General features: G+C 69.4%; 12 protein-coding genes. 2 read left to right on the plus strand and 10 right to left on the minus strand.

Going from position 1 to position 15,538, the window contains the following annotated elements:
• Window positions 1-19: 19 nt before the first annotated feature.
• The 5 genes from HDA41_RS35870 to HDA41_RS35890 form a co-directional block, all read right to left on the minus strand.
• Entirely contained in the window at window positions 20-1,657 is a 1,638-nt protein-coding gene (locus HDA41_RS35870; protein WP_184991474.1) for a hypothetical protein, read from the minus strand.
• A gap of 33 nt (window positions 1,658-1,690) precedes the next feature.
• Entirely contained in the window at window positions 1,691-2,089 is a 399-nt protein-coding gene (locus tag HDA41_RS35875; protein ID WP_184991476.1) for a hypothetical protein, read from the minus strand.
• Entirely contained in the window at window positions 2,086-4,491 is a 2,406-nt protein-coding gene (locus HDA41_RS35880; RefSeq protein WP_184991478.1) for an AAA family ATPase, read from the minus strand. The genes HDA41_RS35875 and HDA41_RS35880 overlap by 4 nt, the downstream gene beginning before the upstream one ends.
• Window positions 4,492-4,764: 273 nt before the next feature.
• Window positions 4,765-6,003 carry an McrC family protein gene (locus HDA41_RS35885; RefSeq protein WP_184991480.1) on the minus strand — a complete coding sequence of 413 codons (1,239 nt, stop codon included), beginning with the start codon at window positions 6,001-6,003 and terminating at the stop codon, window positions 4,765-4,767.
• Entirely contained in the window at window positions 5,996-8,125 is a 2,130-nt protein-coding gene (locus HDA41_RS35890; RefSeq protein ID WP_184991482.1) for an McrB family protein, read from the minus strand. Before HDA41_RS35890 ends, HDA41_RS35885 begins: the two co-directional genes overlap by 8 nt.
• 153 nt (window positions 8,126-8,278) lie before the next feature.
• On the opposite strand from HDA41_RS35890, the gene HDA41_RS35895 reads away from it, so the two are divergent.
• Window positions 8,279-8,677 (plus strand): EVE domain-containing protein, encoded by a 399-nt coding sequence (locus HDA41_RS35895; RefSeq protein WP_184991489.1) that lies wholly within the window; start codon window positions 8,279-8,281, stop codon window positions 8,675-8,677.
• 83 nt (window positions 8,678-8,760) lie between these two features.
• On the opposite strand, the gene HDA41_RS35900 is transcribed toward HDA41_RS35895, so the two are convergent.
• The 4 genes from HDA41_RS35900 to HDA41_RS35915 all read right to left on the minus strand — a co-directional run bounded on the left by HDA41_RS35900 (window position 8,761) and on the right by HDA41_RS35915 (window position 12,200).
• Complete coding sequence (locus HDA41_RS35900; protein ID WP_184991491.1) at window positions 8,761-9,825, minus strand: ParA family protein; 1,065 nt, start codon at window positions 9,823-9,825, stop codon at window positions 8,761-8,763.
• Complete coding sequence (locus tag HDA41_RS35905; RefSeq protein ID WP_230299509.1) at window positions 9,822-11,018, minus strand: RNA/DNA-binding domain-containing protein; 1,197 nt, start codon at window positions 11,016-11,018, stop codon at window positions 9,822-9,824. Before HDA41_RS35905 ends, HDA41_RS35900 begins: the two co-directional genes overlap by 4 nt.
• Window positions 11,019-11,183: 165 nt before the next feature.
• Window positions 11,184-11,696, minus strand: coding sequence for a hypothetical protein (locus HDA41_RS35910; RefSeq protein ID WP_184991493.1), 513 nt, complete (start codon window positions 11,694-11,696; stop codon window positions 11,184-11,186).
• A 24-nt stretch (window positions 11,697-11,720) separates the two neighbouring features.
• Window positions 11,721-12,200, minus strand: coding sequence for a hypothetical protein (locus tag HDA41_RS35915; protein ID WP_184991495.1), 480 nt, complete (start codon window positions 12,198-12,200; stop codon window positions 11,721-11,723).
• A gap of 548 nt (window positions 12,201-12,748) precedes the next feature.
• Between HDA41_RS35915 and HDA41_RS35920 the strand changes: the two genes are divergently transcribed.
• Window positions 12,749-14,971, plus strand: a complete 2,223-nt coding sequence (locus HDA41_RS35920; RefSeq protein ID WP_184991497.1) for a serine/threonine protein kinase — start codon at window positions 12,749-12,751, stop codon at window positions 14,969-14,971.
• 21 nt (window positions 14,972-14,992) lie between these two features.
• On the opposite strand, the gene HDA41_RS35925 is transcribed toward HDA41_RS35920, so the two are convergent.
• The gene (locus tag HDA41_RS35925) at window positions 14,993-15,469 is read right to left on the minus strand and encodes an ATP-binding protein (RefSeq protein ID WP_184991499.1); all 477 of its coding nucleotides are present in this window, start codon (window positions 15,467-15,469) and stop codon (window positions 14,993-14,995) included.
• Between the last annotated feature and the right edge of the window lie 69 nt (window positions 15,470-15,538).

The following is a 15,538-nucleotide window of genomic DNA, read 5'->3' on the forward strand; positions in this document are numbered from 1 at the left end:
GGTCCTTCCGGGGGCCGCGTCAGGTCATGGTGTTGGTCAGGTGCGGGCCCATGTAGCCGACGTAGATTCCGTGATCGGTACAGGCTCCGTCGTAGTAGTGCAGGCGGGGCGCGATGGTGTTGCCCCCGCCGATCCGCAGGTGAGCACCCATGAACAGCTTGCCGTCCGGATGCACGTGGCGGGGCACGGGGAACGTCCGCGCCCGGCTCCACTCGCCGTTCGCCTTCACGGACTTCGATTCGTCCCTGACGACCTTGCGGGGCGAGATGACATGCGCTCCGTCTGGTGCGTCCGCACACCACTGCTTGAAGTCGCAGTTCGCCTCGCCACTCGCAACGGCTTCCGCGAAGTCCTGGAGCGCCAGCAGCGCGTCCCAGGCCATCCGGACCCAGGACGAGCCGTAGGCCTGGTCGTCGAGCTCCAGGGTGTACTTGCGCCGGCCGCTGAAGTGGACGCGTCGCATGTCGCCGATCCGGTCCAGGATCTCGGCGAAGGAGGTGGGCGCGTCCAGTGAGGGTTCCACCGCCGCGTACGCCTGCTCGGCGGCGCCCAGCCTGAGGAGTTCTCTCTGCAGTTCCCGTATCTGCGCCTTGGCCCGGTGGAGCTCCTTGTACTGCTCGTCGTAGTCGACGACGACCTGCGCCTCGTTGTTCTCCGCCTGGCGCAGCTCCCGCTTGAGGTCACGGATCTCGTCGGCCCTGACGCGCTGTTCGCGTGCCGCCTCCTCAAGGATCTCGTGCAGGGCGCCGTTCTCGTCGCGCAGCCGTTCCTGCTCGGAGCCGCCGACTCCGTCCCTGGCTCGTGTGCGCATGAGCGGCACGGAGTCCAGGGCGTCGGGCAACGGCAACCGGGTGGCCAGTCCCTGAGGGAGCTGGTTCAGGACGCGGGCGGCGAGCCGAGGGGTCTCGGTGATCAGCCGTTTCGACATCACACGGTGCCGCTGGCCGTCGGCGGGCCAGGCCGGGTCGACGCCTGGCAGGTAGGTGCGGATCCCGCCGTTGTACACGCGGTGGTGTTCCAGGGCCCGGTTGAAGACCGACTCGGCTTTCGGGGTGAGCACGTAGAGGATCGCCAGCCCGACCAGGGGACGGACGAGAGGGTCGACCGTGCCCTCCAGCCAGTCGTCGAAGTCGGCGTCGTACGGCGTGCTCGCCATGATGACGGGGAGGCGCCGGTCGGCGTCGCACAGTTCGTCGATGACCGCCTCGACATCCTCGGCTTCGACGACTTGGGGCATGGCCGTCACGTCTGCCAGGCCGTCGTGCGCGTCGAGCGCTTCCAGCAGGTGCCTCGCGAGCCGGGGAGTCTTGGCCGGCACCGGGGCCGCTTCCGCGTCGTCGGGAAGGTGCTCGACGTCGAGCTGGACCCAGGTCGGCCCGTCGGTGATCTGCCGCGTCACGAGGGTGGTCTGCCAGGTGCCGCCGGGCGCGGTCTCCCGGAGCCGCCATCGTCCGTAGGCACCGGTGACCCCTGTGACGGAGTCGTGGTCGAGCGTGACTCCGCCGGCTATCTCATTGCGGCCCTCGGCGAACGCGTCGACGTTGTAGCGCTTGGGTGGCTGGGCGAGCCAGTGGCGCAGTTGCTCGTCGACGAGTGCACCGGTGCGCACGTAGTCGGTCCGGCTGGTGACCACCATGCGGTAGCGGCGGGCGTCCATCGTGCTACTCCTCACGTGTCGGGGCGGCGTGGTTCAGGCGCGGGCGGCGGCCAGGACGCGCAGCAGTTCATTCACGTCCTGGTGCCAGGCCCGTACCTCGGCGGGGGTGGGAGGCAAGTCGTACGTGTGGTAGTGACAGGCGGCGCTGAGGCCGGACCAGACGGTGTACCACTGACGCGCGACGGAGGGGCTGACATACCACTGCAGGCAGAGCATGCGGGTGCGGCCAGTGCTGCGGGTCATGCGAGGGCTGACCGACCGCCAGAAGGCGTCGAGGGTCTCGTCGAGGGCCAGCCGGAGCAGGGTGGCCGCGGCGCGCGCCCGGACACCGGGTGAGAGCGTGGTGCCGTCCGATGGATTGAGCAACTGGTCTGCGGCGGCGAGGAGTTCGTTCGTGGGGAGAACGCGGGGAAAGCGCGCGGGAGTGGTCACCGGGCCAATACCTCCTTGGCGAGGCGCTTCGTACGGTCGACCAGGGCCGCGCGGTCACCGACGGGCATGGCCGGTGCCTGGTGCGATGCCTGGTTCAGCCCCTGGATCAACTCCCTGGCCCACGTGCCATGGTCGCGGGCGACGGCGTCCAGCACCTCGCGCCCCTCCTTGCCCGGCATGCCCATCGCGAGGGCCGCGAGGCCGGTGAGGGGACCTGGCCGGGTGACCCGCTCCTGGATGTCGCGTTGCCCGACCCCGGCCTCGCGCAGGGCACGCCGCGCGGTGTCCTGGTAGGCGGCCTCCAGCGCCAGACGGCACATCGAGGGCAGCACCCGGTCGGCGACTTCCGGCGGCAGGTGCGGATCGAGGGCGATGGCCCGTGCCTCCGCCAGGGCCTGGCTCACGGGGTCGCTGACGGAGGCGACGTGGACGACGGAGTCGGTCTGCCGGGACACCCGCAGGACCGTCGCCCGCAGACCGAGGCGTTGGACGGCCTCTTCGAGCCGGGTGTCGTGAGTGAAGACGACGACCTGCCGATGCTGCGCGTACAGGTCGAGAACCTTGGCGAGGCCGTCGACCTTCTCCGGGTCCATGGACTGGACCGGGTCGTCGATGACCAGGAAACCGAAGGGACTGTCCCGGTGGGTGGCGCGCGGGATGAACAGGGAGAGGGCGAGTGAGTGCAGTTCGCCCTGGCTCATGACGCCGAAGGCGGGTGCGTCGGCGTCGTCCACGGAGACGGGGAGACTGACCTGCCGCTGCGGGCCGACACCCGTGAGCCCGATCGCACCCAGCGACACGCTGCTGCGCTCGCACAACAGCCGCCAGATCTGCCCGGACTGCTCGGCGAACGGCTTGAACCGGGCGTCCCGCAACTCGTCGGTGAGCGCCCGCACCCAGTCGCGTACGGCCTTGACCTGCTTGCGGGCGGGTTTCGCCGCCTGCGCGGCCTCCGCCTGCACCAACCATGCGGACAGGCGTGCGGCCACGGGCTGCCAGCGGCCGTCCTGCGCTGTGACGCGTCGGCGGGCGTCCTCACGGACCTGATCACAGGCATCACCGAGGACTGCCTCGGCGCGTTCCGCACGGTCGGCCAGCTCGCGTGGGTCACGAACCGTGCGGCAGGCGACCAGGTCCCGCCAGAGCGTGGCCAGGGAGGGCTCGTCGGCCTGGAGCCAGGCGGGGGCCGGACGCATCAGGTCGTGCACCTCCCTCACCGCGTTCACGAGTTCGCGATGTGCCGCCTCGGCCTCGGCGGCCTCCACCTGAAGCCTTTCGACCTGCGCGCGCGTCCGTTCCGCCCACGAGCGGTCCAAGAGGTCCGTGCTGCCGCACACGGGGCAGTCGGAGGCGTCGGGATGGCGGCGGCGGTGTTCCAGCGCGGCGTCGAGCAGTTTGATCAACTGCCGGGCGTCCTCGGCGGACCCGTGGCGTGCGTCGTCGGCCACGGCGGCTGCCGACCGCAGCCGGGTCACGGCCTTCGCGATCAACGGCCGGTCCGGGGGCTCCAGATCGGCCAGCCGGCGCAGTCGTGCGACGTACGCCGAGTCGCCGACGCCGTGGCCCTGCAACAGGGCCCGGACGGCGTCCAGCTCTGGGCTCCTGCCGGAGAGAGCCGTGATCGCCTCCTTGGCGCGCAGGTCGTCCACGTCCGACAACTCCTGGATCACGGTGGTCGTGAGGGCCTTCGCGGCGCTCTCCGTGTCGGTCAGGGCCTTGGCCCGGGCACGTGCTGCCGCGTCGGTGTCACTGAGCAGTTCGAGACCGAGGATTCGGGAGATCTCGTCGTGCAAGGTGGTCAGCGGCCCGTTGATCACCGCTCCGAGCTGGGTGTACGGGAGGAACGGCCGGTACAGCGACAGTTGCTCGGCGTCGATCACGTCGTGCAGGGCTTCGCCGGTGGGCTGTCCTGCTTCCTCCACGACGGTGCTGGACTCCTCAAGCCCGTCGCCGTGCCAGATCCGGCGCACGGTTACGGGCTCCTTGGCGCCCTCTCCGTCACTGCCGGCGTCGAAGTCGAGCTCCACCGCGATCTCGGGGGAGGCGTGCTCGTGGAGGTTGCGCCAGCCCTTCTTCCATACCTGAGTGCGCCCCTGCCAGCGGAAGTTGTCGCCTGTCAGAGCCATCTCAGCGGCCTCGGCGAAGCTCGACTTGCCGGAGCCGTTGCGGCCCGCCACCAGCGTCAGACCGGGGCCGGACTTCAGCCGGACGGTGGCGGCGGGGCCGATACCGCGCCAGCCGGAAGCCGTGATGGACCGCATGTACACGGTCCCGGAATGGCGACCGTTCCGGGGCTGAGAGGCGGGCAGCAGATCGCGCAGCAGGGCCTGCTCCTCGGCAGAGAGCCCTGATTCGGGCAGCCGGGCGAGAAGCAGGTCACGGAGGCTGGTGGTGTCGCTCATCGCTCGGGCTTCCTTTGGTGCTCTGGACGGCTGCTGTGGGTGTGCCCAAGGCGACGCGAGGGGACGGTGAGCCGTTGTCGATCTGAGCATGGCGGAAGTGTGTTAGCGACGTCAACGAGCTCTCATTAATTCACGAAGATGCGTTTGTGTACACGCGTTCTAGTGTCGTGCCTGACTCGGGAGCGTGTTCGACTGGTACGTCCGCCGAGCCGGACGCCCTCCCAGCCCCTCACTAATCACGGCGGCCGTCATCGACCGGTCGGCGTGGGATGGTCAGCGCAGCACTGAGCCGATCCAGGCCGCCGCCTGCTCGGGCGTGGCGCGGGTGTCCACGCCGAGGACGGGGATGATGCCCAACAGGCCTTTGGGGCCGCGCACCTGGAGGGTCCGCTGGGCGTGGCCGCCCGGCCGGGGATGGACGATGACGGCGAGCGGGGTGCCGACGGACGCGTAGCCGCTGCTGTAGGTGAGGAGCTGGTGGACGTCGTCCGAGCTCACACCGTGACGGTCGTAACGCTTGTACTTGGCGTCCACCGGCAGCAGCGTGCGCTGCGCCGCGTCATGTCCCGGAAGGCTGAGCAGGAGATCGGGTCGGAAGGCCGAGGCGTTGCCCAGGTCTCCGCGGACGGTGATGCCGACGCCGCTTCCGCCGGGTACGGCCTGGCCGCCGTGCGGGCCGACGGCCTCGGTGCCGAGGCGGCGGACGACGGCTTCCCAGAGCGCGGGCATGGCGAGCAGAAGACCGTCCGCCGTGGTGCCCTGGTCGGTGAGCAGGTCCGTCACACCGCCCCCGCGCATCAGCAGACGGGCCCAGGTGTGGGCGGGACGGTAGCGGGCGTTGAGGCGCGTGTAGCGGGTGCGGTCCAGGGCGCGGAGCGCTGCGGCCGGGGTCGGGGCCTGCGGGAAGGTGCCGGCGGCTCCGTGCAGGGCGCGCGCCAGGTCAGGACTGGCGGTGAGACCGAGAGCCGCCCTCAGTGCGCTCCCGAGGACGCGGTTGTCCCAGATGTCCGCCTCCCGGTCGAAGGTGCGTACATGTAGCTGGTCCAGTTGTCCGAAGTGGCGGGTGGCCTGGGCGGCCACGTCCAGACGCCCCCGCAGCACCGGTTCGACACTCCGGCGGCGTACGTAGTCCCGGCGCAGTCCCTCCCGCAGCAGCCGCTCGCACTCTTCGAGCAGGGCGGCGGCGACCAGGTCGGCGTATCCCTCGGGGCCGGTGGCCCACCGCCTGGCCGTCGCCGGGACGGGCGTGCCGAGGGCGTAGGCGAGCCAGCTCATGAGCTGCTCTCCGGGAATGGCGAACTTGGGTGAGATCACCACACGGACACGGTCCAGGACCAGGACTCCGACGGTTGCGTCGGCCTTGAGCCGCCACCCGGTGCGCTCCCTGGTCAGACGGAGGCAGCCCCGTGCCTGGAGTGCGTGCAGACGGTCGACGTCCCGGGAAGTGAGCTGACCGGGCTCCAGCGGAGCGGACTCGTACTCACCGAGCTGGACCGGGATGCGGTCAGGCATCCGGGCCGGGAACGCCGCTGGTGAACTCGGTCGCCAGCGCGTCCGCCAGGTCCTGCGGCGGCATGAGGAGCGGACGCCCGGTCTCGGCGTCGACCAGATCGCCGAGGATGCGGTGCAGCAGGTCCGCCCGGCCGAGGCAGTAGTCCTCCAGGAGTGGGATCACCTCGTGGTGGAAGGCCGCGGCCAGATCCTCCTCGGTCGCGATGGGCTCACCCTCGCGCAGCAGATACGCGTGCCCGATCTGGTGGTCGGCGTCGAGATGGTGGGAGATGCGGCTGTTGAGGGACTCGAAGAACGCGGCCAGGTCCAAGGGGCCGACGGTTCCGGAGACGGCGTCGGGGTCCGGGCCCACGTGCAGGAAGGCGAAACGGCGGCGGATCGCGGCGTCCAGGTGGCTGATGCTGCGGTCGGCGGTGTTCATCGTGCCGATGACCCGGACGTTCGGCGGGACGGAGAAGCTTCGCTTGCTGACGGGCAGGGCGACCGGCAGGTTCCGTTTGTCGAGTTCGAGGAGCGTGATCAACTCGCCGAAGATCCGGGGCAGGTCACCGCGGTTGATCTCGTCGATGACCAGCAGGAACGTCTGATCGGGATGGGCGGCTGCCCGGCTGCACAAGCCGTGGAACAGACCGTCGGTGAGGGCGAGGGTGAGACCCGGGCCGGTGGCGCTCAGGTCAGGCTTGAAGCCCTCGACGAAGTCCTCGTACCCGTACGAGGGATGGAAGGTGACCATGCGGATACGGTCGCCGTGCAGCATCTCGGTCTGCGCCTGGGCACGGTGGCGGGCGTCGGCGTCGGCGCCGAGCACGTCCGCGCGGCCGTCCAGGGCGAGGGCGGCGCCGAGCGCGAGCCGGGTCTTGCCCGTACCGGGCGGTCCGTGAAGGATCACCTGGCCTTTGCGTTCCAGGGCGTCCAGTACGGCCTGTACGTCCTCGGGCGGCGCAACCGGCTCACCAGCGCCGACCTGTGCCTGGACCGTGCCCGGTACCGAGCTGGATCCGGAGTCGGCGTCGTATGCGGTGAACTTGGCGAAGAGGGACGGGTCGACCTTGGCGAAGGTGGACCGCCACCCGTGCTGGGCCTTCGGTAACTTGCGCGCGTGGGAGAGGTCCCAGGCCACGGGGACGACATGGTGGAACTCCGGCCGGTCCGGGTCGTAGCGGTAGCTCCCGTCGACCCTGCCGGTGGCCAGGATCTCGTCCGTCCCACGGTTGGCGACGACCCGGTCTCCCGCCTCCAGATCCCGGAAGGCCAGCAGCCGTCGGGCGAGGGTCAGGCTGCCACCGCTGCTGCGTGGCCAGTGCGCGTCCAGGGCCTGCTTCAGTTCGGTGTCGCTCTGGTACTGGCCGAGATCGCCGAGCTCGTCCCACCCGACGCAGATGAACCCGCCGTCCCGGCATTCCTCCCACAGCCGGCCGCGCTCGCCCGGGGCGATCTTCCAGATGGTGCGTTGCCGGGGGCGAGGGTCGAAGTGCTCATACAGGAAACGCATCACTTCATGCCTGGTCCACCCTGTGAACTCAGGTTGAACTCGGACGAGTTCGAGCAGGCGGCGATTGCTGCGCCAGGCCGAGGCGTCCCCCTGGTCCGTGTCGCCCGACAACAGGGTGGCGAACCGGCGTAGGTGTTCCCCCGAGTAGATCGGCAGAAAATGCTCGGGGAAGTAGGTCGCCAGGGTCTTCGTCACCAGTGCCGGTCCGTAGCGGAGCACTTCGAGGTCGTCCAAGGCGTCGAAGTCCCCTGCCCCGACGGCGTCGAAGGCCCGGACGAACTGTCCTCGCAGTTCCGCCCAGGCGTCCTGCGGATCCATCCCTCTCAGTGGAGCGGCAAGTCGCCATTCGCCGGAGTTGTGGTGGTACATGATGTGCTTCGCGGCGCTGCCGCCCTTGATGCTCCCCAGGTGGGGAGTGCCGAACTCCATGAGCCGGCAGTACGTCGGCCCCGACCCGGGCGGCTCTCCCTGCCCGAGGGCGTAGCGCTCCAGCGGCAGCTCCGCCCACTCCTCCAGCGGAAACCGGGCCAGCACCTGCTTGCGCTCGTCCTCGGCGGCCGACTCGGCGTCCGCCACGGAGCCCCTGTCGAACCTGGCCACTGCCGCGTGCACATCCAACCCACCCGTCATGGGAACCATCATGCCGGAACCGGTGGCAACGGCCATTTCACAAGCTGAGGTTGAGCACCTTCCTGCGGGATTGCCCGAACGGCTGTCACCATGACTCCGCAGGGCGACTTCCGTCTCGGGAAGGGCCGACGGCCAAGGCGACAGGGGGAGATCGTGGAAGACTGGATCTACATCCTCAATCCGAACAGGGACACCCTGGACGGGGAGCCCTCCGACAAGGAGACCGTCCGCCGCCTCTCGCATGAGGACCCCGAGCTCGACCTCTGGCTCAGCCGACGCAACCGCATGAACCCGGGCGACCGCCTGTGGTTCTTCTTCAGCCAACCGGAGGCGGCGGTCGCCGCGGTGGCCGAGGTCGACAACGAGCCGTGGGAGGACCCCGACGACCCGGACTTCTCCTACCGGGTCGACGTGACCCTGCTGCCCGGGCCCACGGACGCTCTGTACCGCGCCCCGGTGGGCCGGGACGAGCTGGAACTCGGCCAGGTGCGGTCCGTGCAGAAGGTCAAGCCGGCGGCGTTGAAGATCCTGCTGGAGCGAACCGGTCTGTGAGATGACCACCCGGGGCGGATCGCTGGGGCGACAACGGGGACTTCAGACGGATACGCCTGGACGCAGCCGCCGAAGGACTACTGTCAACCAGCCGCCGATGCGTCGCCTGTATCCCGGGGGAGGTCCACGACCCTGGCGAGAACTCCTTCGGACAGCGCCTTGAACTCCTTGAAGCAGGTCTTCACGTACTGCTGGGTGCTGCCCAGTGCACCGTCGGCCGGCTTCAGATCGAACATGGGTTTGCGCGCGTCGTGCGCCAAGGGCATCAGGCTTCGGTAGTTCCTCATGGTGGCGATGCGATGGCTGTCGTCCTGACGCGAGGGCGGTGACTCGCCGAGGACCGCCGAGGAGTAGACCCACGGAATGCGCTGGAGCCACCGCTCGTACGCCTTGACCGGCCTGTCGAGTCGCATTTCGGGCTGCATGATGACGTACCCCAGCGGCTGCATGGTCGCGCGGGGAGCGGAAATGCCTTTCGGCACCCTGGGCAGGACCAGGGACTGCCAGTCGGTACGCCACTGGCGCAGCGTCGGGCCCAGGTTGCTCAAGCCCTTGAGGGAGAACAGGTCCGCGGCCAGCGGCATCAGCACGGTGTCGGCCGAGATCAGCGCCGCCCGGTTGATGGCACCCAGGTTGGGGCCGACGTCGATCAGCACGATATCGGCGTCCACGGCACGCGCCGCCTGCTCGATGATGCGATGGAACGACGTGGACGTGCGAATGGCCGCGATATCGCCCGCGTAGGCCCGTGACCACTCATTGGACAGTTTGTCCTCGAAGCGGCTCAGGTCGAGGCTGCCCGGCAGCAGCCAGAGGTCCGGCTGGAGCCGCGCGGGCTCGACGACCGCGATGTCGCCCGTGCCCTCCAGGATGGGACGGACGGCGTCGGCGATCGTCTGGCCGCTGCGCACCCGTCCCGTGCCCGGCAGACCCGCCATGGCCGCGCCCTGGTCGATGAGCTCCGAGGAGTTTTCCCACAGCTCTTCGATCTCCGTCTCCTCCAGGCACATCGAGGTGAGGTTGGCCTGGGGATCGAGGTCGACTGCCAGCACACTCAAGCCGAGTCGCCTGATCATGTGCGCGAGGTGGTAGGTGAGGGTCGTCTTCCCCACACCGCCCTTGTTGTTGAACAGCGCGATAGAGGTCATGCGGCCCTCCGGATGACGACGGCCCAGGACGCGTCGTCGACCTGGAACTCGGCGGGTGGGTTTCCGTTGGTCTCCAGCGCCTTCTTCACCCGGCCGATGCCCCGGCCGAACCGGTTCACGTAGCCAAGGCCCTTCATCGCGGCGGCCAGGGAAGGATTGCGGTAATCGGTGACCCGGTCGAAGTTGTCGTCCCGTACCTGCCCGAAAGGCCCACCGGGGTTGGTGACCTCGATGCGGTCGTCGAACCACACGATGCGGGTCGGCGCGTACGAAGTCTCGTAGTTCCGGTGCATGAGGGCATTCATGCAGAGTTCGCGCAGTGCTTCCAGCGGATAGTCCGGGCGGGGCGTCTCACGGAACCCGTCCTCGACGAGGCGGGTGCGCAGATTGCTCCGCAGGAGGGGTTCGAGCCGGGCCGACAGCCCGACCAGGTTCTGCCGCAGTTCCTGCTCGTCGGCGATGGGGGCGTCGAGGTCCGTGCCCTGATAGCGGACGAACTGGAGGTACGCCCCGGGAATGTGGCTCCCGGGGTCGAGGCCGACCGTCAGCAGGCCGAGCACTGTGGGCGTCCCGTTCGGCGTCAGCAGGTGGAGGGACGACAGCTGGAGGTCCACGGGACGGCCGTTCTCATCGATGACCTCTGGCGCGACCATGGAGGGCAGATAGGACTGCCGGAACAGGTCGAGGTCCAGGTCGTCGAGGCGGGCGAGAGACAGCGGCCGTGTGTCGAACGGGATGTCCTTGGCACGACGACGCTCCGCCAGCACGCGTTCGTCCTCACGGCTCGCCCTGCGCGTGGTGGGGCCGGGCCGCACCCAGACGACGCCTTCGAAACGGACCGGTGGAGTGGCGCAGGCCTCGACATGGAGCCGGATGACCGGCTTGCCCCGGAAGAGGGCCCTGTCGACGGTGAGCGACGGGCGGTCGAGAATGCGACCGTCGTCCCGCAGCTCCGTGAGCTGCAGGAGTGCCCGGTCGCTCAGGTCGACATCGTCGACAGGCTCTCCCTTGTCGTCCACACCGATGAGGACATCGCCGCCACCATGGCCGCACAAGTCATTGGCCATGGCACACACCGCGTTGCCGATGGCGTCTCCACGTTTCCCCTCGCGTTTCGCTGTGCGCTTGAACTCGAGGGACGCGGACTCCTGTGTGCCCAGGAGGTCGGCGAGATCCGTACTGTTGTCGCTCACGGTGTCTATTGTGCCGTGCGGGGTGTGCCCAGCCGTGTTGCAAGCTCCGTGGTGCACCGGGGCCTGCGCTTGTGCGCCCCGTCCGGCTCACTTGGTCAGCAGGACGACGTTTTCCCCATCTTCCCTGGCGCACCCGGCCCACACCGCCTCGCCGGCATCAGGTGGTCAGGCCTCCAGGGAGTCATCGGGGCTGTCCTTGCTTTCGGCCATCACCTTGCCGCCGACGAAAGCCACGCCCAGTGCGAGTGCGGCACCAGCGCCCGCCAGCACCCTCTTGAGGTTCACGCTCAAGAACTGCTTGTTCTCGCTGTCCTTCTGGAACTCCATCCTTCCGGTTTCCTGGATCTGCTCGATGATGAACTTCTTCTCTTCCCAGCTCAGGTCGTCCTTGTCGAGCTCACCCTTGAGGATGTCCCTTATCTCCTGGCAGGCCCGATGAAAGTGCTTCTGGCTCTGCTTGTTGGCCGTGAGGGTGGACTCATAGGTCTTCTCCATCGCACCCACGACGTCCTTGGCGAAATCCTTGAACGCGGGGAACTGCTCGACGATCTTCAGAGCCACCTCGGTGCTCATGTCGGGCATCATCGCCGCGAACCTGATCATCTTGTCCTTGGAGAGGTGCCTCCAGGAGTCGATTCCCAGTGCCCGCTTGATCTCGTCTTCGTTCTTGTAGCCCATGCCGTGGTTCCGTCCGTCGTCCTGTCAGGAGTAGATCCAGCGCCAGGCGTTCGCGCTGTAGGCGCATGTGATCCGGGTGCCGCCCGCGGTCGTGGTGGCGGCTCCGTGATCGCTGTTCCGACAGAACTGCCCCGCCTGATAGCAGTTGCCCGAGTTGGAGACTATGGAGCATGTGCCGCCGCCACTGCCACTGCCGGATCCGGCTGCCTGCGCGGCTTTGGTGACGGTGACGGTGGGGCCGGGCCGTGTGACTGTCTTGGTCTTGGTGACCGTCGGCGCGTGCGTGGGCTCGGCGGTGGTGGTGACGGTGACGGTGGCTGTCACTGTGATGGCCGGAGTGGGCCGCGAGGCGGCCGTGCGTGCGGTGTCCGCGTCGTCCTCACCGGCCCCCTGGCAGCCCACGAGTCCGAGAGCGAGCAGTGCCGCGCCGATGGCCCACACCCTCTTGCGCGTGTGCGGCGGTCTGGAGCCGGCCAGGCGTGACGGTCTGTTGCGCGAGTTCATGAATCCCCCCTCGGGCTTCACGTGTTCGCAGAAACATTCCTGCGAACGCGTCGGCCGACGCCGGGCTGTGCCTGACACTCAGGAATGGCCCTACGGGCGAAGACCGGAACGCCGTCGGCAGGCGACGGCGTCGAAAAGGGAGCATGGGGCATTGTTGTTGGCGATGTCAACAGACTCGACTCGTCGAGGATGTGCAGGTCTGTGTACGATCGACGGTGCGAGCCTCGGGGAGGTCGAGACGGGGAGCGAGTGGTGATGCCGACCGATCGCCGAGCCCACGGCCGGACGGCGCCTCTGCCGCCGGTCGGGTACTAGAGTGTCTCCGCTGATGAGGGGGGCTTCATCGCACGGCCGTCGCTGCACGTAAGAGACGCCGCCGGTCGCAGGTTCGCCGACGCCCGAAGTCGGCCGCGTCGCACCGTCCCGATCGGTACGTGAAGGCGCAGAACACCAGGGGGATACATGACTCATCAGCGCGATCCGCGGCGTGATCTCCGAAGGCGGACGGTGTCGGCCGTACGGCCGTGCCCGGCGCAGAGGAGTGCCCCGTGCCGGTGAACCTGCCCGAACGCATCGGCCCCTACCGGCCGATCCGGCACCTCGGAACCGGCGGTATGGGCACGGTCTACTACGCGACCGACCTCGACAGCGGGCGTCCCCTCGCCGTGAAGGTCCTTCACCAGGGCTTCGCCGACGACCCCGCGCACCGGGCCCGTTTCCGCCGGGAGACCACCACGCTCCGCAAGGTCACCGGCCCGTACCTCGTGCCGCTGGTCGACGCCGACCCCGACGCCCCGCTGCCCTGGCTGGCGACCGCCTACGTCCAGGGCAACACCCTGCACCAGCACGTCCGGGACACCGGGCCCCTACGCTCGGACAACCTGCTGACCTTCGCGGCGGCCGTCGCCCACGCGCTGGCCTGCGTCCACGGCGCGGGGGTCTCCCACCGCGACCTGAAGCCGACGAACGTACTCCTGGCGGCTGACGGTCCACACGTCGTGGACTTCGGCATCGCCCACCACCTGGATGCCACCGCCATCACCGCGACATCGGTGACGACCGGCACTCCCGGCTGGATGGCACCGGAGCAGCTCACCGACGGCACCACCCTTCCGGCCTGCGACATCTTCTGCTGGGGGCTGCTCGTCGCCTACGCCGCGGCAGCGGCCCACCCCTTCGGAGTCCCCACCGGGATCAACCACCGCATCATCAGCGCAGCCCCCTCGCTCCAAGGCGTGCCCGACGCCCTGCTGCCCATGGTCCGTGACGCCCTGCACAAGGACCCCGGGGAGCGGCCGAGCGCGGCGGAGATCGCCGAGCGGGCGGCCGCTTTGTACGGACCGGCGGGGACCGTCGTCTTCCCGACCATGGCCTACACCCGGTCCTTCGAACGGGCCGAAACCGCCGTCACCGTGCCCCTGGACCGCATGCGCTGGAACGTGCCCCTGCCCGCCGAGCCCTCCGCCGACGAGGACCCTGCTGCCAGGGAGCCTGTGGGCGGTCAGAAACCCGCGCGCAAGGGGCCCGTGGGCGATGAGGAGACCGCCGCTCCTCCGGAACCCTCGGAGCCCCCTCTTCCGCAGGCGCCCGGAGAGCCGGCGCTCTCGCCGACCGGGCAGGACGTACACCGGGACGTTCCCCCGGTCACCCCTTCATCTCAAGCTCCGGCACCTCCTCCCGCCGCCTCGGGGACCGCACCTGCCGGGCGCCGTACACGAAGTCGCCGGGTCGTCCTCTGCGCGGTGTCCGCAGCCGCGGTGCTGGGCGCCGTGGCCGGTGCCGTGGCGGTCGGCAACAGCGAGACCGCAGGCCCCGCCGGGCATCCTGCCACCGGCTCGACGGCCGAGCCGAAGCGGACGGCGGCGAGCCGGCACCCGGTCGCCGCGCCACCCTCCGCGTCCGAGTCCCCGAGCGCCGAGGAGACCGCCGTACCGGAGCCGGAACCGGTGGCCCTCTTCGGCGGCCTGCGGGTCACGCTCCCCGCCGACTCGGACCTGGAGTTCTTCCGGTCGGGCGACGAGGACGCGGACGCCGGATCCTCCTGGGACACCTCGGAGACTTCGGAAACGACCGCCGCGACCAGTGCCGACTTCATCCTGCATGGGGACTCCGAGACCGGCGTGCGCATCATGTACTCCCCGAGTCTGACCTTGGACCAGATCAAGGAGGGCCAGACGGAGTCCGGCTCCATGTGGTCCGTCCAGAACGAGGACGGTGACACCGTCACGGACGAGTCGGTGATCTCCACGACGGACGGGCCACTGACCGAAGTCGGCGGCAAGAAGGCCATGAGCTGGACGTTCGGCACGGATGTGCTTCCCGACTACGACGGCTCCCGCAAGAGCAGCCACCGCGTCTGGTGGCTGCCGTACAGCAAGTACCTCCTCTACACCTATGGGAAGCACGACAAGGCCGCCGAGGTGGCCGTGGACGAACTGATCGAGGGGATCGGCTTCGAGGCCACGGAGATGCCGCGCGACTGCGCGGACGCGGTCGTGGCCCTGGACAAGGCCGCCGCCAGTGGCGAGCAGACGGACGATCAGGGCACCCTCACCAACTGTTACGGGGCCGCGGCGGACGGCGCCGAACAACTCGACCCGGGGACGGTGCACACGAAGACGGAGGCCGCGTGCATCGCCCTCGTCCAGGCCTACAGCGGGTACGGTTCCTACCCCGCCTACGACGAGGCGAAGGCCTACAAGGAACTGCGTCCCTGGTGCGACATCCCCGGGGCAGTCAGCAACCCGCGCCTGCCGGACTGGGTCTCCTGACGCTGTGACGGCCGGACGCCCTCAGCCGACGGGTCCGGTCACTTCCGGGAACGGTCGGTCGCGCGGCGGGGACTGCGTCAGCAGTGCCCACACCGTCTTGCCCGAAGGCGGGAACGGCTCCGTGCCCCAGCTGTCGGCCAGGGCGTCGACCAGGAGCAGCCCGCGGCCCGACTCGTGGTCCGGCCCCCGCTCCGGAGGGATCGCGGGGCGGCGCTCACCCCGTGTGTCGCTCACCGCGACGCGCAGGGTGCCGGCCGCGTCGTCCAGGGTCAGCGCCAGCAGGAAGTCGCGCCCTTGGACGCGACCGTGCAGCGCCGCGTTCGCCGCAAGCTCCGCTACGACGTGTTCTGCTCGCTCGATGATTTGGGGTGACGTCTCCCAGGCGGTCAGACGTTCCACGGCCAGGAGCCGGGCGAGACGGGCGCCGCGGCGGGTGGAGGAGAGCCGCTGCGCGAACGTGCGTGCGGTGGCGTGGATTTGGGGTGTAGAGGCGTGCATGGGGCAACCGTGGCGGGCGTGCGGGGGTGTGTTCCAGTAGTGCGGCCCGTACGCTGCGTCAGCGTACGG

This window comes from Streptomyces caelestis (assembly GCF_014205255.1).
GTDB lineage: Bacteria > Actinomycetota > Actinomycetes > Streptomycetales > Streptomycetaceae > Streptomyces > Streptomyces caelestis.